At 57.0% G+C, this 19,629-nt stretch carries 21 protein-coding genes; 9 read left to right on the top strand and 12 right to left on the bottom strand.

What is annotated here, in order from left to right; genetic code table 11:
- The first annotated feature begins 149 nt into the window (after positions 1-149).
- The 5 genes from cdd (at position 150) to IMCC12053_RS13585 (ending at position 5,275) form a co-directional block, all read left to right on the top strand.
- Complete coding sequence (cdd, locus tag IMCC12053_RS13605; RefSeq protein ID WP_062219947.1) at positions 150-536, top strand: cytidine deaminase; 387 nt, start codon at positions 150-152, stop codon at positions 534-536.
- Between the two features lie 6 nt (positions 537-542).
- Positions 543-1,853: a thymidine phosphorylase gene (locus IMCC12053_RS13600; RefSeq protein WP_062219943.1), complete on the top strand. Its 1,311-nt coding sequence runs from the start codon at positions 543-545 to the stop codon at positions 1,851-1,853.
- Positions 1,850-3,061 (top strand): phosphopentomutase, encoded by a 1,212-nt coding sequence (locus IMCC12053_RS13595; RefSeq protein WP_062219941.1) that lies wholly within the window; start codon positions 1,850-1,852, stop codon positions 3,059-3,061. Before IMCC12053_RS13600 ends, IMCC12053_RS13595 begins: the two co-directional genes overlap by 4 nt.
- Positions 3,062-3,099: 38 nt before the next feature.
- Complete coding sequence (upp, locus tag IMCC12053_RS13590; RefSeq protein WP_062219939.1) at positions 3,100-3,732, top strand: uracil phosphoribosyltransferase; 633 nt, start codon at positions 3,100-3,102, stop codon at positions 3,730-3,732.
- Between the two features lie 82 nt (positions 3,733-3,814).
- Entirely contained in the window at positions 3,815-5,275 is a 1,461-nt protein-coding gene (locus tag IMCC12053_RS13585) for an SPOR domain-containing protein (protein ID WP_062219937.1), read from the top strand.
- Between the two features lie 32 nt (positions 5,276-5,307).
- On the opposite strand, the gene IMCC12053_RS13580 is transcribed toward IMCC12053_RS13585, so the two are convergent.
- Positions 5,308-6,330: a hypothetical protein gene (locus IMCC12053_RS13580; protein WP_062221356.1), complete on the bottom strand. Its 1,023-nt coding sequence runs from the start codon at positions 6,328-6,330 to the stop codon at positions 5,308-5,310.
- A gap of 35 nt (positions 6,331-6,365) precedes the next feature.
- Entirely contained in the window at positions 6,366-6,572 is a 207-nt protein-coding gene (locus IMCC12053_RS13575; protein WP_074906289.1) for a hypothetical protein, read from the bottom strand.
- A 297-nt stretch (positions 6,573-6,869) separates the two neighbouring features.
- Between IMCC12053_RS13575 and IMCC12053_RS13570 the strand changes: the two genes are divergently transcribed.
- On the top strand, positions 6,870-7,580 hold the full coding sequence (locus tag IMCC12053_RS13570; RefSeq protein WP_062219933.1) for a Hint domain-containing protein: 711 nt from the start codon (positions 6,870-6,872) through the stop codon (positions 7,578-7,580).
- Positions 7,581-7,651: 71 nt separating this feature from the next.
- Here IMCC12053_RS13570 and IMCC12053_RS13565 read toward each other — a convergent pair whose 3' ends face one another.
- The 7 genes from IMCC12053_RS13565 to IMCC12053_RS13530 form a co-directional block, all read right to left on the bottom strand.
- On the bottom strand, positions 7,652-9,859 hold the full coding sequence (locus IMCC12053_RS13565; RefSeq protein ID WP_062219931.1) for a 3-hydroxyacyl-CoA dehydrogenase NAD-binding domain-containing protein: 2,208 nt from the start codon (positions 9,857-9,859) through the stop codon (positions 7,652-7,654).
- 12 nt (positions 9,860-9,871) lie between these two features.
- Positions 9,872-11,083 carry an acetyl-CoA C-acetyltransferase gene (locus IMCC12053_RS13560; RefSeq protein ID WP_062219929.1) on the bottom strand — a complete coding sequence of 404 codons (1,212 nt, stop codon included), beginning with the start codon at positions 11,081-11,083 and terminating at the stop codon, positions 9,872-9,874.
- 10 nt (positions 11,084-11,093) lie between these two features.
- The gene (locus tag IMCC12053_RS13555) at positions 11,094-11,732 is read right to left on the bottom strand and encodes a glutathione S-transferase family protein (RefSeq protein WP_062219925.1); all 639 of its coding nucleotides are present in this window, start codon (positions 11,730-11,732) and stop codon (positions 11,094-11,096) included.
- 319 nt (positions 11,733-12,051) lie between these two features.
- Entirely contained in the window at positions 12,052-12,264 is a 213-nt protein-coding gene (locus tag IMCC12053_RS13545) for a hypothetical protein (protein ID WP_062219920.1), read from the bottom strand.
- Between the two features lie 92 nt (positions 12,265-12,356).
- Positions 12,357-14,129, bottom strand: a complete 1,773-nt coding sequence (locus tag IMCC12053_RS13540; RefSeq protein ID WP_062219918.1) for an acyl-CoA dehydrogenase C-terminal domain-containing protein — start codon at positions 14,127-14,129, stop codon at positions 12,357-12,359.
- Positions 14,130-14,175: 46 nt separating this feature from the next.
- Complete coding sequence (locus IMCC12053_RS13535; protein WP_062219916.1) at positions 14,176-14,556, bottom strand: MerR family transcriptional regulator; 381 nt, start codon at positions 14,554-14,556, stop codon at positions 14,176-14,178.
- A 428-nt stretch (positions 14,557-14,984) separates the two neighbouring features.
- Positions 14,985-15,356, bottom strand: a complete 372-nt coding sequence (locus IMCC12053_RS13530; RefSeq protein ID WP_062219914.1) for a MerR family transcriptional regulator — start codon at positions 15,354-15,356, stop codon at positions 14,985-14,987.
- A gap of 273 nt (positions 15,357-15,629) precedes the next feature.
- Between IMCC12053_RS13530 and IMCC12053_RS13525 the strand changes: the two genes are divergently transcribed.
- The 3 genes from IMCC12053_RS13525 to IMCC12053_RS13515 are packed head-to-tail and all read left to right on the top strand — an operon-like array spanning position 15,630 to position 17,852.
- Positions 15,630-16,055: a PaaI family thioesterase gene (locus tag IMCC12053_RS13525; RefSeq protein ID WP_062219912.1), complete on the top strand. Its 426-nt coding sequence runs from the start codon at positions 15,630-15,632 to the stop codon at positions 16,053-16,055.
- Positions 16,052-16,519 carry a PaaI family thioesterase gene (locus IMCC12053_RS13520; protein ID WP_062219910.1) on the top strand — a complete coding sequence of 156 codons (468 nt, stop codon included), beginning with the start codon at positions 16,052-16,054 and terminating at the stop codon, positions 16,517-16,519. The genes IMCC12053_RS13525 and IMCC12053_RS13520 overlap by 4 nt, the downstream gene beginning before the upstream one ends.
- Positions 16,512-17,852, top strand: coding sequence for an MATE family efflux transporter (locus tag IMCC12053_RS13515; RefSeq protein ID WP_062219908.1), 1,341 nt, complete (start codon positions 16,512-16,514; stop codon positions 17,850-17,852). The genes IMCC12053_RS13520 and IMCC12053_RS13515 overlap by 8 nt, the downstream gene beginning before the upstream one ends.
- Here the strand turns inward: IMCC12053_RS13515 and IMCC12053_RS13510 are convergent.
- From IMCC12053_RS13510 to IMCC12053_RS13500, 3 genes are all read right to left on the bottom strand, one after another.
- Positions 17,849-18,922, bottom strand: coding sequence for a quinone-dependent dihydroorotate dehydrogenase (locus tag IMCC12053_RS13510; protein ID WP_062219905.1), 1,074 nt, complete (start codon positions 18,920-18,922; stop codon positions 17,849-17,851). The two genes, IMCC12053_RS13515 and IMCC12053_RS13510, sit on opposite strands and share 4 nt — an antisense overlap.
- Entirely contained in the window at positions 18,919-19,269 is a 351-nt protein-coding gene (locus IMCC12053_RS13505; RefSeq protein WP_062219903.1) for a DUF952 domain-containing protein, read from the bottom strand. The genes IMCC12053_RS13510 and IMCC12053_RS13505 overlap by 4 nt, the downstream gene beginning before the upstream one ends.
- A 71-nt stretch (positions 19,270-19,340) precedes the next feature.
- Positions 19,341-19,559, bottom strand: coding sequence for a putative antibiotic biosynthesis monooxygenase (locus IMCC12053_RS13500; protein ID WP_062219901.1), 219 nt, complete (start codon positions 19,557-19,559; stop codon positions 19,341-19,343).
- Positions 19,560-19,629: the final 70 nt, after the last annotated feature.

Genomic DNA, 19,629 nt, shown 5'->3' with positions numbered 1-19,629 from the left:
TGGCCATATGGAGAAGGTTAGCGCAAACAGTCTGCATTTAGGTGTGTTGACTGCTATTTTTGGTGATGAGGTCTGCATCGTACTTGCATCCCCATGGCTCAGCGCGCAATCTCGACCATGTAGTCAAATTTTGAAAAAGGCCCACATCCATGTCCCTGATTGACTCTGCCAAAGCGGCTCAAGCCCGCGCCTATGCGCCGTACTCTAACTTCAAAGTTGGCGCAGCGATCAAGACGTCATCAGGCGCGGTTTTCGCGGGCGTCAATGTCGAGAACGTGGCCTACCCCGAGGGCACATGTGCCGAGGCGGGCGCGATTGCGGCGATGGTTTTGGGGGGCGAGACACATATCACAGAAGTCGCCGTGATCGGATCGGGTGATGCGCCAACGCCGCCCTGTGGCGGGTGTCGTCAAAAGTTACGCGAATTTGCCGCGCCGGATGTTAAGGTCACAATGATGTCGCGCACAGGCGAAACCTTGACCATGACGGTTGGTGAGTTGCTACCGGGCGCGTTCAGTCACGAGCACATGGATTAATCCGAGATGGACGCACGCCGCATCATTGAAAAACTACGCGACAAAACGACCCTTACGGACGTAGAATTGCAGTGGTTTGCCCAAGGCCTTGCAAGCGGGGAGGTGACAGACGCACAAGCCGGTGCGTTTGCGATGGCCGCGCTGTTGAACGGAATGTCGGACCCTGAACGCGTGGGGTTAACGCTTGCGATGCGCGACAGCGGGCGCGTGATGACATGGGATGCGCCGTCTCCCGCGATGGACAAACACTCTACAGGCGGAATTGGCGATTGCGTGTCTTTGATCCTCGCGCCCGCGCTTGCGGCGCTTGGCGGGTTTGTCCCTATGGTGTCGGGTCGTGGTCTGGGCCACACGGGCGGAACCCTTGATAAACTCGAGGCCATTCCGGGTCTCAAAACTGAAGTCAGCGAAGATAGGTTTCGCGCCATCATGGCGCAAACCGGTTTTGCAATTGTGTCCGCGACGGGGTCTATCGCCCCCGCAGACAAGCGCCTTTATGCGATCCGCGATGTGACGGGAACGGTGGAGAGTATTGATCTCATCACGGCGTCGATCCTATCCAAAAAGCTTGCAGCGGGGCTTGAGGGGTTGGTGCTTGATGTCAAATGTGGGTCGGGGGCGTTTATGCAAACGCGTGACGATGCGCGCGCTTTGGCACAAAGTCTTGTTACCACTGCAAACGGGGCAGGGTGCAAAACCTCCGCTTTGATCACCGATATGAGCCAACCGTTGTGTCCGTGGATGGGCAATGCCCTTGAGGTGATGGCCGTTATGGAGGCGATGACGAGTGGCGAGGTGGATAATCGCCTTTGCGATCTCACATGTGCATTGGGCGGTGAGTTGATGGTGTTGTCCGGTATGGCCCATGACGCAGATCACGCCGCATTGGCTGTCCGAGGTACGTTGAGCGATGGTTCTGCGGCTGAACGGTTCGGTCAGATGGTTCATGCACTGGGCGGGCCGCGCGACTTTGTTGACCATTGGCGCGATCGCTTGCCGTCCGCGCCCGTGGTGCGCGATGTCGTGGCGCACCAATCAGGATATGTTGCGCAGATGGATGGTCATGCACTTGGCATGGCGGTTGTTCATTTGGGCGGCGGTCGTCTCAAGGGGGATGATAGAATTGATCCGGCCGTGGGGTTCTCCAACTTTTGCATGACGGGTGAGTATCTGGGTCAAGATGATCTGATTGCGACGATCCATGCGCGCTCTGACGCCGATGCCGACCGCGCCGAGGCCGCTATTCGTGCGGCTGTGTCATGGACCGCGCAGCGGCCTGAGGCCGTGCCACTTGTATTTGAAAAGGTATCCGGATGAGCCGTGCATTTTTGATTGTGATGGATTCCGTTGGCTGTGGCGGTGCGCCCGATGCCGATCAGTTTTTCAATGGGGACACCCCTGACACCGGCGCCAACACGTTGGCCCATATTGCCCAAGCCTGTGCTGACGGTCAGGCGGAGGACGGCCGGACGGGGCCACTGCGGGTGCCAAATCTGGATGCGCTTGGGCTTAGCGCGGCCATCGCGGTTGCATCGGATGATCGTGCCCCGCATTTGGGCGCGCAGCCGCAAGGTCTATTCGGCGCCGCCGCCGAGGTTTCACAGGGCAAGGATACGCCATCGGGCCACTGGGAATTGGCGGGCGTCCCCGTGCCGTGGGATTGGGGCTATTTCCCTAAAACTGAGCCGTCATTTCCACAAGACATTATGGAATTGACCGCCAAATTATGCGGTGCGGGTGGCACCTTGGCCAATTGCCACGCCTCAGGCACTCAAGTGATTGATGACTTTGGTGCGCAGCACGTCAAAACAGGCTGGCCCATCTGTTACACCTCTGTGGACAGCGTGATGCAAATCGCGGCCCACGAGGACCATTTCGGCTTGGATCGATTGTTGCAGCTATGCCAAGATCTCGCGCCAACGCTACACGCTATGAAAATCGGTCGCGTGATTGCGCGTCCCTTTGTCGGCAATGAGGTGGACGGGTTTACACGCACACTTAACCGCCATGACTACGCCATCGCACCGCCTGCGCCAACGCTTTGTGATTGGGCCAAGGCCGCAGGGCGCAAGGTTTATGCGGTCGGAAAGATCGGCGACATCTTTTCTATGCAAGGTATCGATGAGGTGCGCAAAGGGGCGGATGTGACCTTGTTCGATCACTTGTGTGATGTGATGGAGGAGGCCGCAGACGGATCGTTTACCTTTGCCAACTTTGTCGAGTTTGACAGTCTTTACGGCCATCGCCGTGACGTGTCGGGCTATGCGCGCCACCTCGAGTGGTTCGACGCCCAGATTTCGCGCTTGATGGAGCGTGCGCGCCCCGATGATTTGATCTTGTTCACCGCCGATCACGGCAATGATCCGACATGGGTCGGCACCGACCACACGCGCGAAATGGTCCCCGTTGTAGGCTACGGGGTCGGGGCGCGCGCCATTGGCCGTGTCGCCTTTGTCGATGTTGCCGCCTCGATTGCCGATCACCTTGAAATTGAAAGCCTAGGGGCGGGAAAATCGTTCCTGTGACCCAAACCGTTCTCCTGCCAGACTAAGGATGCCATCCGATGCTTGACCACCTAACGATCGTGAAACACCCCCTTGTTCAACACAAACTGACGCTCATGCGCGAGGTGGAAACCTCAACGGCGGTGTTCCGTCAGCTTTTGCGCGAAATTTCGCAGCTCTTGGCGTATGAGGTCACGCGCGAATTGGATATGACCACAAAACGGATCGAGACGCCGATGCAGCCGATGGATGCGCCGGTTCTTGATGGGAAAAAGCTTGCGCTGATCTCTATCTTGCGGGCTGGAAACGGGTTGCTTGATGGTGTGCTCGAACTGATTCCATCGGCACGGGTCGGGTTTGTTGGATTGTACCGTGACGAACAAACGCTTCAACCGGTGCAATACTATTTCAAAGTGCCTGATGCACTTGAAGACCGGCTTGTGATTGCTGTTGATCCGATGCTTGCCACCGGCAACTCGTCCGTTGCCGCCATTGATTTGCTCAAACAGGCTGGTGCGAAAAACATCCGCTTCTTATGCCTTTTGGCTGCCCCTGAAGGGGTTGCACGGATGAAAGAGGCACATCCAGATGTGCCAATCGTCACCGCGTCTTTGGATGAAAAGCTAAACGAGCATGGGTATATCGTGCCCGGCTTGGGCGATGCTGGCGACCGTATGTTTGGCACGAAATAGCGTTTGAGGCGGTGGATTCACCTTTGCAAGCTAGAGGGAAGTGATGTAGCGTCACCCACAACATTTTGTGTGGGGGCGCACCATGACGGCCTTTAGATCAGTATCCATTGTGGCGCTCTTTGCCATGATTTTATGTGCGCCGTTGAGTGCCAAAACTTTGCGCAATGCAGATGAACCTGCGGAGTTCCCTCCGTCGAGTTTCACGGGGTCACAATACGTGGACAGCCGAGGCTGTGTTTACGTGCGCGCAGGCGGTGCCGCTGGTACGCAATGGGTGCCCCGCGTGACGCGCTCTCGCGATGTGATGTGCGGTTTTAAACCCACTCAAGTTGCGGGTTCAAACCTGCCCGTTATCAAAGATCCCGTTGCACAAGCCCCTGCAATGGTGGCCCCAGTGGCCGTTGCAACTGTTGCGCCAACGCGAACAACGCCCACCTCACCTATGGCGGTTCGCGCCGCGACACCACAGGTCGTCGCCGTACAACCCGTACAAGCGCCTCGCCCCGCAACCGTGACGCTACCGCGTCCTAGCGTTGCTGTCGCACAAATGCCAAAGCCTGCCACCGTACAACTGCCAAGCAGCGCGCCCACGCAAGGTGCACGCACCCAATCGCTTAGTGTGCGCAATGGGCCGCAAGCCGCGCATCCCTCCGATTATGTGATGAAGCGTCTGCCCGCAGGAGTGACCGTGCGCACGGCCGCTGGCGAAAAGATGACGACCACGCAACCGACGATGGTTCGGGTGCCTGTTGCATCGGTTAACCGCATCGCGGCGCCTGTCCGCACCGCTTATGTACAGCCCGCTTATGTTCAACCATCGTCGAGTGGGTGTTCCAATTTGAGTGGGAATGCCGCGCAGTTTATGACGGCAACAGATGTCCGGTGCGGCCCACAGCCCCAGCATCCGTCAAGTTTTGTCGTTCGGCGTCAGGCGCAAGCTTTGCAGGCACAGGCACATACCGTTGATCTACACCGCGCCGCTGCCGCTCAAGGGTTTACAATTGCGCGCCCCGTCACAGCGCGCATTCCCGCGGGCTACAGTCGTGTGTGGGATGACGGGCGTTTGAACCCAAATCGTGGCCCGCGCACCTATGCAGGTGACTTGCAACAAGCGCAGGTCTGGACACAAGACACACCTGCGCGCGATGTCTATGCGCCCAAGCCTAAGACGTTTTGGCAATCCTTGTTTGGAACAGGTCAGAGCAAAACCACCGTCTATGTGCCTCAGGCACAGGTGGCCATGGTCGCGCCCTCCCGTATATCGACCAAAAGCGCCGCACCTATTCACACGCCTAAAACCCAGTCCGCGCCAGCAAATTTGCGCTACGTTCAGGTCGGGGCATTCGGGGTGGCAGCGAACGCTGACAATTCAATTGCCCGCCTGACATCGTTGGGCGTGCCTGTGTCGTCGCAGGTCCTCAATCGTGGCGGCAAATCCATCAAGATGGTGCTTGCTGGTCCGTTTGCATCGTCGCAACAGACTTTGGCGGCACTTGGCTCCATTCGCTCCGCTGGCTACGCGGACGCCTTTGCGCGCAAGTAAGCCATCCCGCCCCGTTTGAGTTGTCGGGTGGTTTAGCTCCCGCAAATGCCTTGGAGTGCGACCCAGTCGCCATCTGAAAGCGTTGCGCGGGTATTGTCGATGTGGATTGCATCCGCTTCGATCAGCGGGAGGGTTTGCGCACCTGTGATGTCGACAGCATAGGCATAGGGGGCGATATGCACCTGAGCGCGTACAAATCTCTCAATCAATGAATCCGTTGCAACAATTGCGGCGGGTGGTGAGATCAAAAGTGCTTCGGTGTGCGCATCCAATGTCGCGGCGTCGATGTGGCCGGTTGTTAACAGGCGCAGGGTCGCCATGAGGCCGGATTGTTTTAGAAGTCGCTCAAGTGGATCATCTTGTTGCGCGCGCTCCATTTCGGCCAAGGCGTAGCCTGCTGGAACGGCGGGGTCGTCAAAATCCTCGACCAATGAGCGGTTCAATAAGACAATGCGCCCGGGTAGATGTTGCGTGCTCGGCACGCCGCTTTGTACCACAACGAGACGCCCGCCCTCGGTTGCGCGCAAGCGGGTGTTGAGGTGCTCAAGAGCGAGCGCTCCGCGTGCTGTGGAGCATGGCTGTCCCGACAGGCGCTGCATCCGGTCAAGAAGCTGTGCGCCAATTTCATTGCGCGTCACATCGGGGACAATTGAAACCGCCTGACGGATAAGAGCGTTCGGCAGCCAAAAGATCCCAAGCCCAACACAGGCCGCAACGGCCCCGCCAATCACAAGGCCCCGCAACCGTCCGGGGTGGGTGCGTCCACGTTCCAAAGCGCGGTGAATGCGCGCAATCCCGTCAATAAGGGTGGAGTCGTCGACTTCCAAACGCTCATCGGTGTTTGGGTCAGGACTATAGAGCGCTTTTTTTTCGTTGGTGCCGTTCACGCGTTCAATGGCGGGTAGGGACCAATGCGCCAAAGGTGTGCCTGCGAAATCTGAAATGACGAGCGTGGCATCCCCAATGGTCACGAGGACCTCGCGTTTTTGGGTTTCCCCCTCGGCTCGCCAAAGTGCGGATGCCTCGAGACGATCATATTCTGTAAGCGCAGTCATGCGCGGGCCTGCTTTTTTGTTCTTGTTACGTGAGTTTACCGCGCCTTGGTCCACGCGACAATGAAAAGCGGCGTATCATGCCAAACAAGCGCAGGTTGGTCGTATTCGCCGCAAGATCGCCATGCCTTGCGCGCCTTTAGGTTCGGAGCGTCATCCATAGTGTTGATATCTGGTTCGCGCAGCCGCGTTTCCAATGCCATTTCGAGGTTAATAATGTGGGGCGCGACAATAGGGGACGTCATCACCGTTATATAAACCTTAGTGGCGCACCCGTGGCGAATCTCTTTTTGAATCAATGGGGCGGGGTCCGTAGTGAGATTGGACGTGCGCAAATCTGGTTAACACAGGGTGAAAAAACTGCGGGATATGAGCTATTATGGTTAACAATTGGCGGTGACGCGGCGCATTTGCGCGCGTGACGGGATTATGCCACATTTCGGTCCCATTCGCGGCGAATTGTGACCCACCCCAAAGGGCCAAGTGACCTTGCTAGAACGGACGGGCTGCCACCCGCTATGTCCGAGCAAGGGGATGACGATATGAAACTCGGTGAGATTTTCAGGACGCAACCAGCGCGAGATGCGCACGGTTTGCAGCGCGCGTGGACGTTCGCGCAACGGGATGCGTTCGCGCGCCCTATGATATCTGCGGGATTGATCGCGGGCACGCAAGTTGCCACAGGCCTCGGATGGCGCAAGATCGAGGCCGTGCAAGAGGGCGACAAAGTGTTGACCTTCGACGATGGCTTGCAAACCGTTCAACGCCTAGAGCGTAGTTTCATCGATGCGCACAGACACCGTGGACATATCGCAGATGCACCGATTTTTGTGCCTGAGGGGGCACTTGGCAACCGTGATGCCCTGCTTATGTTGCCCGATCAACCCGTGATGGTCGAAAGCGATCTGGGTGAGGAAATGTTTGGGGATCCCTTTACGCTTGTCCCCGCGATGTCTCTCATTGGCTTTAAGGGCATTCGTCAACACACCGACATAGACGTCTTTGAGGTCGTCACACTTTATTTTGAGACAGAACAGGTTGTGTTCGCAAACGTTGGCGCCCTCTTTTACTGTCCGTCCTATTCGGGCGCGGACATGTTGCATATGGCCGACGAGTCCAATGTTCCGGGATACGAGGTGTTATCGCCGGAAAACGCGCGCAAATTGGTTGCTGCTATGATCCGTGAGGATGCAAGTGATGCGATTTGGTCCGACACAGGACGACATCAGCCTGCGCACGCCCGCGTGGCGTGACACGCCGCCACCATTTGGTGAGATAGCCCGCGCAGACCTGCGCGGGCTTTGTTTTGTTTGGTGCTGTGCGATTAGGCCGCTGCTGTGTCGATGCCTGTACCGAACCGTCCGTAGAAGGTTTCGCCGCGATCGGCCATGTCGCGCAAGAGGCTAGGTGTCGCAAAACGCGGACCATGAGTGGCCGTCAGGTTGTCGCAAATCTCCACCGCTTTGGCCGCCCCAATGATGTCGAGCCATGAGAACGGACCACCCGACCACGGCGCAAAGCCCCAACCAAGGATCGCGCCAACATCGCCTTCGCGAATATCGGTCAACACACCGTCTTCGAGGGCGCGCACGGCCTCAAGCACCTGCGCCATCATCAGGCGGTGTTGTACCTCATCCAAGTCGGGCTGCACGTCGGCCACGGGGAACTCGGCGTTGAACCCGTCCCATAACAGGCCGCGCTTACCCGCCTCATCGTAGGTGTAGAACCCCGCGCCGTTCTTTTTGCCCAAACGGTTTTGATCGGCCATCCAGAACACAATCTCGTCTACGGCCTCATCGGGGTAGGCATCGCCCATAGCCGCTTTGGTCGCTTTGGCGATTTTGACACCCAGATCAATCGAGGTTTCATCGACCAGCTGAAGCGGGCCAAGCGGGAAGCCAAGAAGCTTCGCGCCGTTTTCAATCAGCGGCAGATCCACCCCCTCGGCGGCCAAACGAATGCCCTCATTGATGTAGGGAATGATACAGCGGTTGGCGTAAAAGAACCGCGCGTCATTGACCACGATCGGTGTCTTGCGGATTTGGCGCACGAAATCGAGCGCCTTGGCCACGGCAATGTCGCCTGTCTCTTTGCCCTTGATGATTTCGACGAGCAACATCTTGTCCACGGGGGAGAAGAAGTGAATGCCGATGAACTGTTCGGGACGCACGGAGGCCTTGGCCAGTTCGGTTATCGGCAGGGTGGAGGTGTTGGAAGCAAAGATGCAGTCCTCGCCGACAATCGCCTCGACCTTTTTGGTCATTTCGGCTTTGACGCCGATGTCCTCGAACACGGCCTCAACGATCAGATCACAGCCCTTAAGCGCGTCCAGATCGGTGGTGGCGGTGATGCGCGATAGGACCTCGGCCTTTTTCTCGGGCGTGACTTTTTTGCGTGCCATACCCTTGTCGAGGATGCCCTCGGCGTAGGATTTGCCGCGATCTGCCGCGTCTTGGGCCTGATCGATCAGCACGACTTCGATCCCTGCGTTGGCGGCGACATAGGCAATGCCTGCGCCCATCATGCCCGCGCCAAGAACGCCGACGCGGCTGACCTTTTGGTCGTCAACAGCAGGACGGTTTGCGCCTTTTTCAAGCGCCTCTTTGTTGATGAAGAGCGAGCGGATCATCGCGGAAGACGAGGGGTTCATCAGCACATTGGTGAACCAACGCGCCTCGATTTTGAGTGCAGTATCAAACGGGACCATCGCGCCCTCGTAGACCGCCGAGAGCAAGGCCTTGGCGGCAGGATAGACGCCTTTGGTATTGCCATTGACCATCGCAGAGGCGCCGACAAAGGTCATAAAGCCCGCAGGATGGTATGGTGCGCCTCCGGGCATTTTCCATCCCTTTGCGTCCCATGGTTTGAGAATGTCGGCGTCTTTGGCCGATAACACCCATGCTTTGGCCGTGGCGAGCAGTTCATCCGCGGGGACGACCTCATGCACCAACTGGCTCATCTTTGCCTTTTTGGGGTCGAGCATTCTGCCCTCAAGCAAAATTGGTGCTGCTGCCATTGCGCCAACCAGACGCGACACGCGGGTTGTGCCGCCCATGCCGGGGAAGATGCCAACTTTGATCTCGGGCAGGCCGATTTTGGCCTTTGGATTGTCGGCCGCAAAAATGCGGTGTGTTGCAAGCGGCAGCTCAAGGCCGATACCAAGCGCCGTGCCGGGCAGGGCTGCGGCAACAGGTTTGCCGCCCTTGTTGGTTTTGGGGTCCATGCCTGCGCGTTCGATTTTACGCAAGATGGCGTGCATGTTCATCAGGCCGTCCATGAGCCCTTGGGCGGGGTTGTCGCCTGCGGCCTCTTTCATCTTGGCGATGATGTTGAGGTCCATGCCGCCCGCGAAATCGGCCTTGGCCGAGGTGATCACGATGCCTTTGATGTCGTCATCGGCAAGGGCCGCGTCGAAACAGGCCTCTAGCTCGGTGATGCCCTCCATCGAGAGCACGTTCATGGATTTGTTCGGGACGTCCCATGTGATGACGCCAACGCCGTCTGCGTCTTTGCTTAGTGTAAAGTCAGCCATGTTTTCTCTCCCTTACACGCGTTCGATGATGGTTGCGGCACCCATGCCGGATGCAATGCACAAGGTGGCAAGGCCAACGCCCTGACCCGTGCGCTCCAATTCGTCGAGCAACGTGCCGATGATGATTGCGCCTGTCGCGCCAAGCGGGTGGCCCATTGCGATGGACCCGCCGTTGACGTTGACCTTTGCCTGATCGACGTTGAACGCTTGCATAAACCGCATAACCACGGCGGCAAAAGCCTCGTTGACCTCAAACAGATCAATGTCGGAAATACTCATGCCACTGTCGGCCAAAATTTTCTGCGTGACGGGCACGGGGCCGGTGAGCATGATGGTCGGGTCGGTGCCGATTTTGGCGGTGGCGCGGATGCGGGCGCGGGGTTTGATGCCCCATTTTTCGCCGAATTCCTTGTTGCCGATCAGCACGCCTGCGGCACCGTCGACGATACCCGACGAGTTGCCCGCGTGGTGGATGTGGTTAATGCGTTCAAGGTGCGGATACTTCATCAACGCCACAGCATCAAAGCCGGGCATGACTTCGCCCATGTCTTTGAACGAGGCTTTGAGTGCACCAAGCGCGTCCGTTGTGGTGCCCGGACGCATGTATTCGTCACGGTCCAAAATGGTCAGACCGTTTTGATCGAGCACAGGCACGATGGATTTGTCGAACCTGTTGTCTGCCCATGCGGCTGCTGCGCGATTCTGGCTTTCAACGGCGAGAGCATCCGCCTGTTCGCGGGTGAAGCCGTATTCGGTCGCGATGATATCGGCGGAGATGCCTTGTGGGACAAAATAGGTCGACATGGCAAGCGATGGATCGGCGGCAATGGCGGCACCGTCCGACCCCATCGGAATGCGGCCCATCATTTCGACGCCGCCCGCGATATAGCCCATGCCTGCGCCACCTTGCACTTGGTTCGCCGCAAGGTTCACGGCCTCCATGCCCGAGGCGCAAAAGCGGTTGATCGCCAAGCCGGGGATGGATTGATCAAGGTTGGAGGCCAGAACAGCCGTGCGTGCAAGACACGCGCCCTGTTCGCCAATCGGCGTCACATTGCCCCAGATCACGTCCTCGACCGCGTGACCCGAAAGACCGTTGCGGTCGGCAAGCGCGTTGAGCATCAACGACGACAATCGCACGGATGTCACTTCGTGCAGGGCCCCGTCTTTGCGGCCTTTGCCGCGCGGCGATCGTATCGCGTCATAAATATAGGCGTCGGTCATGTGGTCCTCCTCAGGCCTGCACAGGAAATGCGCGCGGCATTAGATCATAGGGGTGTTGCCAACCGTCCAAGGCTTCGATGTTTGAAAGCCAACGGTCGATGTTTGTCCAATCCGCACGGTGAAAGCCGAACGGTTCGGGGTAAAAAAGATAGGCGCAACACGACAGGTCCGCGATGGTCGGACCTTCACCGCCCGCAACCCAAGTGTGGCTTGCAAGCTGGGTGTCGAGCACTTTGTAAGCGGCTTTAATGCGCGCTTGGGTGAATGCGATGACCTCGGCGGGGCGTTTGTCCTCAGGCAGAAAATTCATCAAAAAACGCGTCATGCCAATCTGGCTTGAAAATTTGTGATTGTCCCACAAGGTCCACCGCAACACCTCGCGCGCCTCGGCCTCGCTCTGGCCGCCGAACTGACCCGTCTGTTTGGCGAGATGATCGAGGATCACGCCCGATTGTGTCAACGTCAAATCACCGTCCACAAACACAGGACATTCGCCCATTGGGTTGAGCGCGGCAAATTCGGGGCTGCGGGCCTCGCCTTTGAAAAAGTCGACAAATCGTAGATCAAAATCGATCTGTGCGAGGCGCATCATCAATGCCACCTTATACGAGTGACCGCTTTCGCCAAAGCCGTAGAGTTTAATAGTCATACTGCACGCCCTCCCAAACCGTGGTCTTTCACCCAATGTGGGGTCGTGGATATTTTTGCCAAGAAAAAGCGGGTCTGTTTACGGGCCTTTAACGGGCGCATGCGTTCAATGGTGTGGCGGAACAGGCGGGGACGCCGATGGCCGTCCAAGGAAAAGCCGCGTGGTGCGTGCGCAAAGAAGCAACCCGATGTAGAGGGCACGATTGCGACCGCACTACGCGCATTTTTCGTCGCAGTACTATCTGTTTTTGCTTGGCTCAAATATCCAAAATGCCCTGCGTGGCACGGATCGCTTGTTGTGAATGGCAGGGCGCGGGCGGTCATTTTTTGCGTTTCTCCAAATCGGCTAGGAACAGACTTAGCCTGTGTTTGAGGTTTTCTTCATGCGTCACGGATGTGAAGTTTTCGAACAGAAAAGATAACGCCTCTCCCTCCTCCAACTCCGCCTCCCGTGCGAATTTCTTGAGACGACGATAGCCATCTTCTGTCATTGAAACAGGAAAACGCCGCGTCATTCTAAATCGTGTGGGCATTGTTACGCTCCGTCAAAAGCTAGGGTGTTGCGTGCAAACAAAAACGCCCCCGCCGGATGGGCGAGGGCGTCTCAATTCGGGGTGCGACAATCTTAGAAGCTTTCGGCGTCGAGTGCCATGACGGTATCCGCGCCACTTTCAATGCGTTTGAGCAAGGTCCCTGTCATCGGCAATTGACGTGCCATATAGAACCGCGCTGTTGCCAGTTTGGTTTTGTGGAACTCAGGGTCGTCCGTGCCATTCGCAAGGGCAGCAAGCGACACTTTCGCCATGCGGCCCCACATCAGGCCAAGGCAGGTGTAGCCAAACAAATGCATGAAATCATAAGACCCTGCGAGGGCCGCGTTGGGGTTCTTCATCCCGTGCTGCATAAAGAACATGCTGGCCCCTTGCAGGTCTTTGGATGCGCCTTTGAGGGGCTCGACGAAATCGGACATGCCCTCGTTGCTGTTGTCTTTGCAAAAGGTTTTGACCAAGTCAAAGAAGGCCATGACATGTTTGCCGCTATCTTGAGCCAATTTACGGCCCACCAGATCGAGCGCTTGCACGCCGTTGGCACCCTCATAAATCTGGGTGATGCGGGCATCGCGGGTGAACTGCGACATGCCCCATTCCTCGATATAGCCGTGGCCACCGTAGACCTGCTGCGCATTCACAGTTGCCTCGTACCCTTTGTCTGTCAGGAACCCTTTTAGGACGGGGGTCATTAGTGACACGAGGCCCTCGGCGTCTTTGTCGCCGCTTTTGTGGCCCGCGTCGATGAGTTGCGCCCCCCATAGCATAAAGGCCCGCGCGCCCTCGATGAAACTTTTCTGGTCCATCAGGTTGCGGCGGATATCTGGGTGCACGATCAGCGGATCGGCGGGGCCATCGGGGTTGGCCACGCCCGTCACTGCGCGCCCTTGAAGGCGGTCTTTGGCGTAGATCACTGCGTTTTGATATGCGGCTTCGGCTTGTGCCAAGCCCTGCATGCCCACGCCCAAACGCGCCTCGTTCATCATAGTGAACATCGCACGCATGCCTTTGTGCTCTTCGCCGAGCAAATAGCCCTCTGCCTCGTCGTAGTTCATGACGCACGTAGAGTTGCCGTGGATGCCCATCTTTTCCTCGATTGATCCCACAGAAACACCGTTTGGCGCACCCACAGAGCCATCATCGTTCACTTTGAACTTTGGAACAATAAAGAGCGAGACGCCTTTGATCCCCTCGGGGCCGCCTGCGATTTTTGCAAGCACGAGGTGGATGACGTTGTCGGACATGTCGTGATCGCCCGCGGAGATAAAGATTTTCTGACCGGAAATTTTAAAACTACCATCGGCGTTTGGTTCGGCTTTGGTGCGCATCAGGCCGAGGTCCGTCCCACAATGTGGTTCCGTCAGGTTCATTGTGCCTGTCCATTCACAGGACGTCATTTTAGGCACATACGTGGCTTTTTGTGCATCTGTGCCGTGGACAAGGATGGCAGACACTGCGCCGTGGGTCAGGCCCTGATACATGGTGAACGCTTGGTTGGCGCCCGAAAACAATTCGCCTACGGCGGTGCCGATGACATATGGCATGCCTTGGCCGCCGAACTCTTCGGGCAAATCGAGACCGGTCCAACCGCCCTCTTTCATTTGCTCGAACGCGGCTTTGAACCCTGTGGGGGTCGTGATGACACCGTTCTCAAACGTGCAGCCCTCTTTGTCGCCAACCGCGTTAAGCGGGGCGATAACCTCACTGGCCAATTGGCCCGCGGCGTCTAAGATTGCTTCGGTAAACTCAGGCTCGAGATCGCCGTACCCGGGGATGTCGGAGCCTGAGATATTCAGAACATCGTGTAGAACGTACTGGATGTCTTTCGTCGGTGCTGTGTAGCTAGGCATTGCCTTCTCCCTTGCAGTGCATCGGGAGGGTATTTGCCGCCCCGATCTATTCCATTGAACCGATTTCGCGTTCGGTCCAGTCAATCTGTTCTTCAAGCTCGCTCATAATCTGGAGCAGCTCGTCACGTTGCTTTTGCATCACGCCCAATTGGTGGCGATATGCGTGGAGCGTGCCAACCATCTGGGCGCGCCCGTTGTCCTCATCGCTATAAAGATCAAGCAGCTGCCGGATCTCTTCGAGCGAAAAGCCGAATCGTTTGCCCTTTAAAATCAACTTCAGGCGGGCGCGATCACGGCGTGTGAAAAGACGTTTTTGTCCTTCACGGATTGGAAATAGAAGCTCTTTGGCTTCGTAAAAGCGCAAAGTGCGTGGCGTCACATCGTGCGCATCACACATCTCGCGAATGGTCAGTACCTCATTTGTCACTTTATTCACTCCGGCGTCTGGGTCGACGGGCGCGAGCGGCCTGTCTGTGCTTTCGGCGCGAAGTGGATGCTTCGCTACCAGTCTACAAGTGCAATGCCCGCCACCAAAACTTTAACGTGGCGTCATTTGAGAAATGGTAAAATTTCCGGAATAGTTACCTAGCGGAAGGAGCAATATTGTTCTGGACCTAACGATGCAAGCTATTTGATGGCATCCGTGCAAAAATACCAAAAAAACGCTATTCGAAGCGCTTTGGTTGCCCTGGGGGCCTGTGCATAAAATCGAGAGTTTGGGTGGTGCAGTGTGACGAAAGTATAGGCCTGAATTCGCCTTTTTACGCCACTCATGGCACCGGAACGTTACGTCGAAACAGGGGTGCCATCGTCGATCCCCATGACGTGCCGTGCGTGCTGCCTCACGATCTACAATTATTGAGCGGTCGAGTTGTCAGTTTTGCCACGCAAACCGCGCAACTCTTCAATGGCCTCGTCGAGTTCTTTGCGTTGCGCTTCTAGCGCGTGGAGCTGGCGGTCGGCCAGTTCGACAAAGGCATCGTTTTGCGCTTGTGTCCCTTTTTCTTCGTAGATCATCAGCCATTGGCGGATTTCTTCGAGGGAGAACCCATAGCGGCGACCACGCAAAATCAGCTTCATCCGCGCCAGTTCACGTGATGTGTAAAAACGCGAGCGTCCTTCTTTCTCGGGATCGAGCAATTCGATGTATTCATAATAGCGCAATGTGCGTGGCGTCACATCGAATGTGGTGCACATCTCTTTGAAGCTTAAACGATCATCGGACATTTCGATCCTCCTTGACGTGAGAGCTAAACGGGTTGGTTTAGAAAAGCAATTCGGTTCGACGCCTTCGCGTAAACCATAGTAAACACGGGTGAGTGTGATCAAGGATGTTCGTACCACTCGCGTGATCATTCTATAGTGAACACTCCCGCACGCGATGGGACTGCGACGTTACGTCATGTTGGGCGTCAGACCAAGCTTGCCGGTGCTAGATGCAAGTTTGCGCTTGCGGTTCCTCGGCTCAACCCGATTAATTGCCCAAAGGGCGGGCATAATATGACGGATCAACGGACTAAAAACGCACGACAATTTATTGAGGCTATTCCTCACAGCCGTGATTTGGGCATGGAGCTTACGCAAATCGATGCACAGGGTGCCACGATCACGATGCCCTATCTTGAGAAATTGATCGGTGATCCCGCCACGGGTGTTATCCATGGCGGCGCTATTTCGGCGTTAATGGATACGTGTGCGGGGGCGGCGGTCATGAGCCATCCCAAAGCCGGCTATGCGACAGCGACACTAGATTTGCGAATTGATTATATGCGCTCTGCGGTGCCGCATCACACGATTACCGCCCGCGCCGAATGCTATCACATGACGCGCTCTGTTGCGTTCGTGCGTGCCACGGCTACGGATGGTACGTCCGACATACCTGTGGCGACAGCAACCGGTGCCTTTACCGTGGAGCGCGCATCATGAGCGAGATTTTGAACCGCGACGTGTTGCTCGCGAACCTGATGCGCAACGTTCCATATGTCGCATTTATGGGGTTTGAGTTTTCCGCTGACGGCGAGGCCTTGGCGGCAAAAATGCCCTACCGGCCCAACTTGATCGGCAATCCTGCCTTGCCTGCGCTGCACGGCGGGGCGATTGCGTCCTTTCTAGAAATGACGGCCTTTATGACTTTGGGATGGTCTCGGATTTGGATGGGTGATGGCGGTATTTCGGCTCAGGGCGAGGTTTGGCCGTCGATTCCCAAGACCATTGATCTAACGGTTGATTATATGCGCTCTGGCAAGCCGCAGGAAACATTTGCGAGTGCGCGCATTACGCGTGCGGGGCGCAGGTTCGCGACAGTGCACGCTACGGCGTGGCAGGAGGATCGCGACCGCCCCATTGCCGATGCGATGTGTCATTTTTTGATGCCGCGCTGCGATGGCTGATCTGGCGAAAGCCGGGAACACGCAGTTGCGACCCCTGACCCACAAGCGCGTGCTGGCGATTGCATTGCCGATCGTGTTGTCCAATGCCACCGTCCCGATTTTGGGCGCGGTGGATACGGGCGTGGTCGGGCAAATGGGCGCGGCGGCCCCGATTGGCGCGGTCGGAATAGGCGCTGTCATTCTTGCCTCGATCTATTGGATTTTCGGGTTTTTGCGCATGGGCACCACCGGCCTCGTGGCCCAAGCCCGTGGGGCAGGGGACGCCGCAGAAGTGTCCGCTTACCTAACACGCGCGCTGATGATTGCCGCACTAGCGGGGGTCTGTTTGATCGTCTTGCAGGTGCCAATCCTGAATGGTGCGTTTCATGTCTCACCGGCCTCGCCAGAGGTCGAGAGCCTCGCGCGGTCTTACATCGCGATCCGCATTTGGTCGGCACCCTTTGCCATTTGTCTTTTTGGTCTGACGGGATGGTTGATCGCGCAAGAGCGCACGCGGGCCGTTTTATTGCTCCAACTGTGGATGAACGGGGTCAATATTGTCTTGGATATCTGGTTCGTTCTTGGCCTCGGATGGGGCGTGCAAGGCGTGGCTATCGCAACCGTGATCGCAGAGATTAGCGGGGCGGCACTTGGCCTATGGCTGTGTCGCGATGCGTTTTCGTCCCCCGCGTGGCGTGATTGGGCCGTTGTGCTCAAGGCAGAGCGACTTATTCATATGGCGCGGGTCAACACCGATATTTTGATCCGCTCCGTTCTGCTGTTGTCGGTTATGGTGTCGTTTGCATTTTTGGGTGCGGGTTTTGGCGATGTCACGTTGGCGGCCAACCAGATCCTGATGCAGTTCATCGAGATTACGGCTTATGCGCTTGACGGGTTTGCCTTTGCCGCCGAGGCGATTGTGGGAACGGCCGTTGGTGCGCGATCGCGTGATGCGTTTCGGCGTGGGGTACTTTTGGTATCGTTTTGGGGCGTGGTGGTTGCCCTCTGTCTCGCCGCATCCTTTGCGATATTTGGCGGCTCGATCATTGACGCCATGACCACGGCCAGCCATGTGCGGATCGAGGCACGCACGTATCTGTGGTGGATGGTCCTTGCCCCGCTCTTGGGATTGGCCTCGTGGATGCTCGATGGGGTGTTCATCGGTGCCACGCGCACCCGTGACATGCGCAACATGATGGTGTTGTCTGTGGCGATCTATTTTGCTGCGGTTTGGGCCTTGGTTCCACTATTGGGTAATAACGGCCTTTGGGCCGCATTGATCATCAGCTACATCGCGCGCGGGATCACATTGGGGTGGAAATACCCCGCCCTTGAGCGCGGCGTGGCGGATTAAAGCCAATCACCGCGCTGTGTGCCAACCGCCTCAGCAACTGTTTCAAACCCGTCCGCTTTGAGTAGATCATCGATGCCTTTCGCGATGCGCGGGGCAAGTGAAAGCCCATGATAGACCATCGCGGAATAAAGCTGAACGGCAGACGCCCCTGCACGAATTTTGGTGTAGGCGTCTAAAGCGGATTCAATGCCACCCACGCCGACCAGCGGTACGTCTTTGCCTAAATTGCGCGATAGACGCGCCAGAACGCGCGTAGATTTCTCAAACAGAGGCTTGCCTGAAAGCCCGCCCATTTCTCCCTTATGGGCACTTTTCAAACCATCGCGTGAGAGCGTGGTGTTGGTCGCAATCACCGCGTCTATGCCCGATTTTCGCGCCACTTCGGCAATTTCGTCGATTTCGGAACTGTCGAGATCAGGTGCGATTTTGAGGAACACAGGCACAGATTTTTCGAGACCCTTGCGTGCATCCATGACACCGCTGAGCAATGCTTCTAAGGCTTCCGGCCCCTGTAGATCACGAAGCTTTTCGGTGTTGGGGGAGGACACATTGACCGTGGCAAAGTCGATGAGATTGCCGCAATGCGCCAGTACGCGGGCAAAGTCGGCCGCGCGGTCGTCACTATCTTTGTTGGCCCCGAGGTTCAGACCGACAGGAATTTCGATTTTGTGGTTGGATTGACGACAGCGCCCAAGACGGTCTGCAATGACCTCCATCCCGTCATTATTGAACCCGAACCGGTTGATGACCGCGCGGTCCTCGGTCAGGCGGAACAGGCGGGGCTTGGCATTGCCAGATTGCGCGCGCGGGGTCGCCGCACCCAGTTCGATAAAGCCAAACCCAGCGCGTGACAGTTGCGGGATCGCTTCTGCATTTTTGTCAAATCCGGCGGCTAGTCCAACGGGGTTGGGTAATGTGAGGCCAGCTATCGTTGTCTTGAGCCGGTGTGAGGTCACTGGGCCGGGCAAGGGGGCAAACCCCGCGCGCAATGCGGCGAGCGCCAGAGTGTGCGCGCGCTCCGGATCGAGTTTGCGCAGTACGACAAGGCCGATTTTCTCGGTGAGGCTCATACCATATCCTTGGGAAATACGTGGCTGTCAGGTGCGTCTTTTGGGGCAAGGGGCAGGGGTTTGTCCCACACCACATCGCTTAGGCGCAAATTGCGATACAGGTGGGGAAAGAGCGCGCCACCGCGCGACGGTTCCCACGTAATATCGGCGCTCATGGCATCGACGTCACAGGCCAAAAGAACCAAACCGTCGACACATGCGAACCATTTGGACGCGGTTTCGCGTGCTTGGTCCGCCGTGGAGAAATGGACGTAACCGTCCGCGATATCCACGGGCGCACCTTTGGTCTCGCCCTTGGCTTGTAGCTCGGCCCATTCGTCGGCACGGAATATTTTGTAGATCATCATGGTGCAGAAATGCCCCGTTTTACACGGGCGGGTCAATGGGGCATCTCGCCGTTTTTGGGGGGAGTGTCGTATTACAGCCAACGGCCACAACGGCGTTGGATAAAGGGAATGATACCGTAGACCATACATATGACGATGATTGGCACCATGATGAGATTGCGTTGCCAGATGTCCCACCCGGCGGTGAGCGGGGCGAGGGCGTAGATTGTCGCGGTGACGAGCGGGTAGACGCCGCAAAAGACAAAGGCGGCAAAGCGGAGACGAGAGGGTTTACGTGTGGGGGTTGTCATGGAATACCTTTAATGGAACGAAGCGTTTCGTTAGGCGCTTATCTGAACGATTCGTCTCGTTATGTAAAGG

Source organism: Celeribacter marinus, from assembly GCF_001308265.1.
GTDB classification, from domain to species: domain Bacteria; phylum Pseudomonadota; class Alphaproteobacteria; order Rhodobacterales; family Rhodobacteraceae; genus Celeribacter; species Celeribacter marinus.
This window is presented reverse-complemented; position numbering and strand designations above follow the sequence as displayed.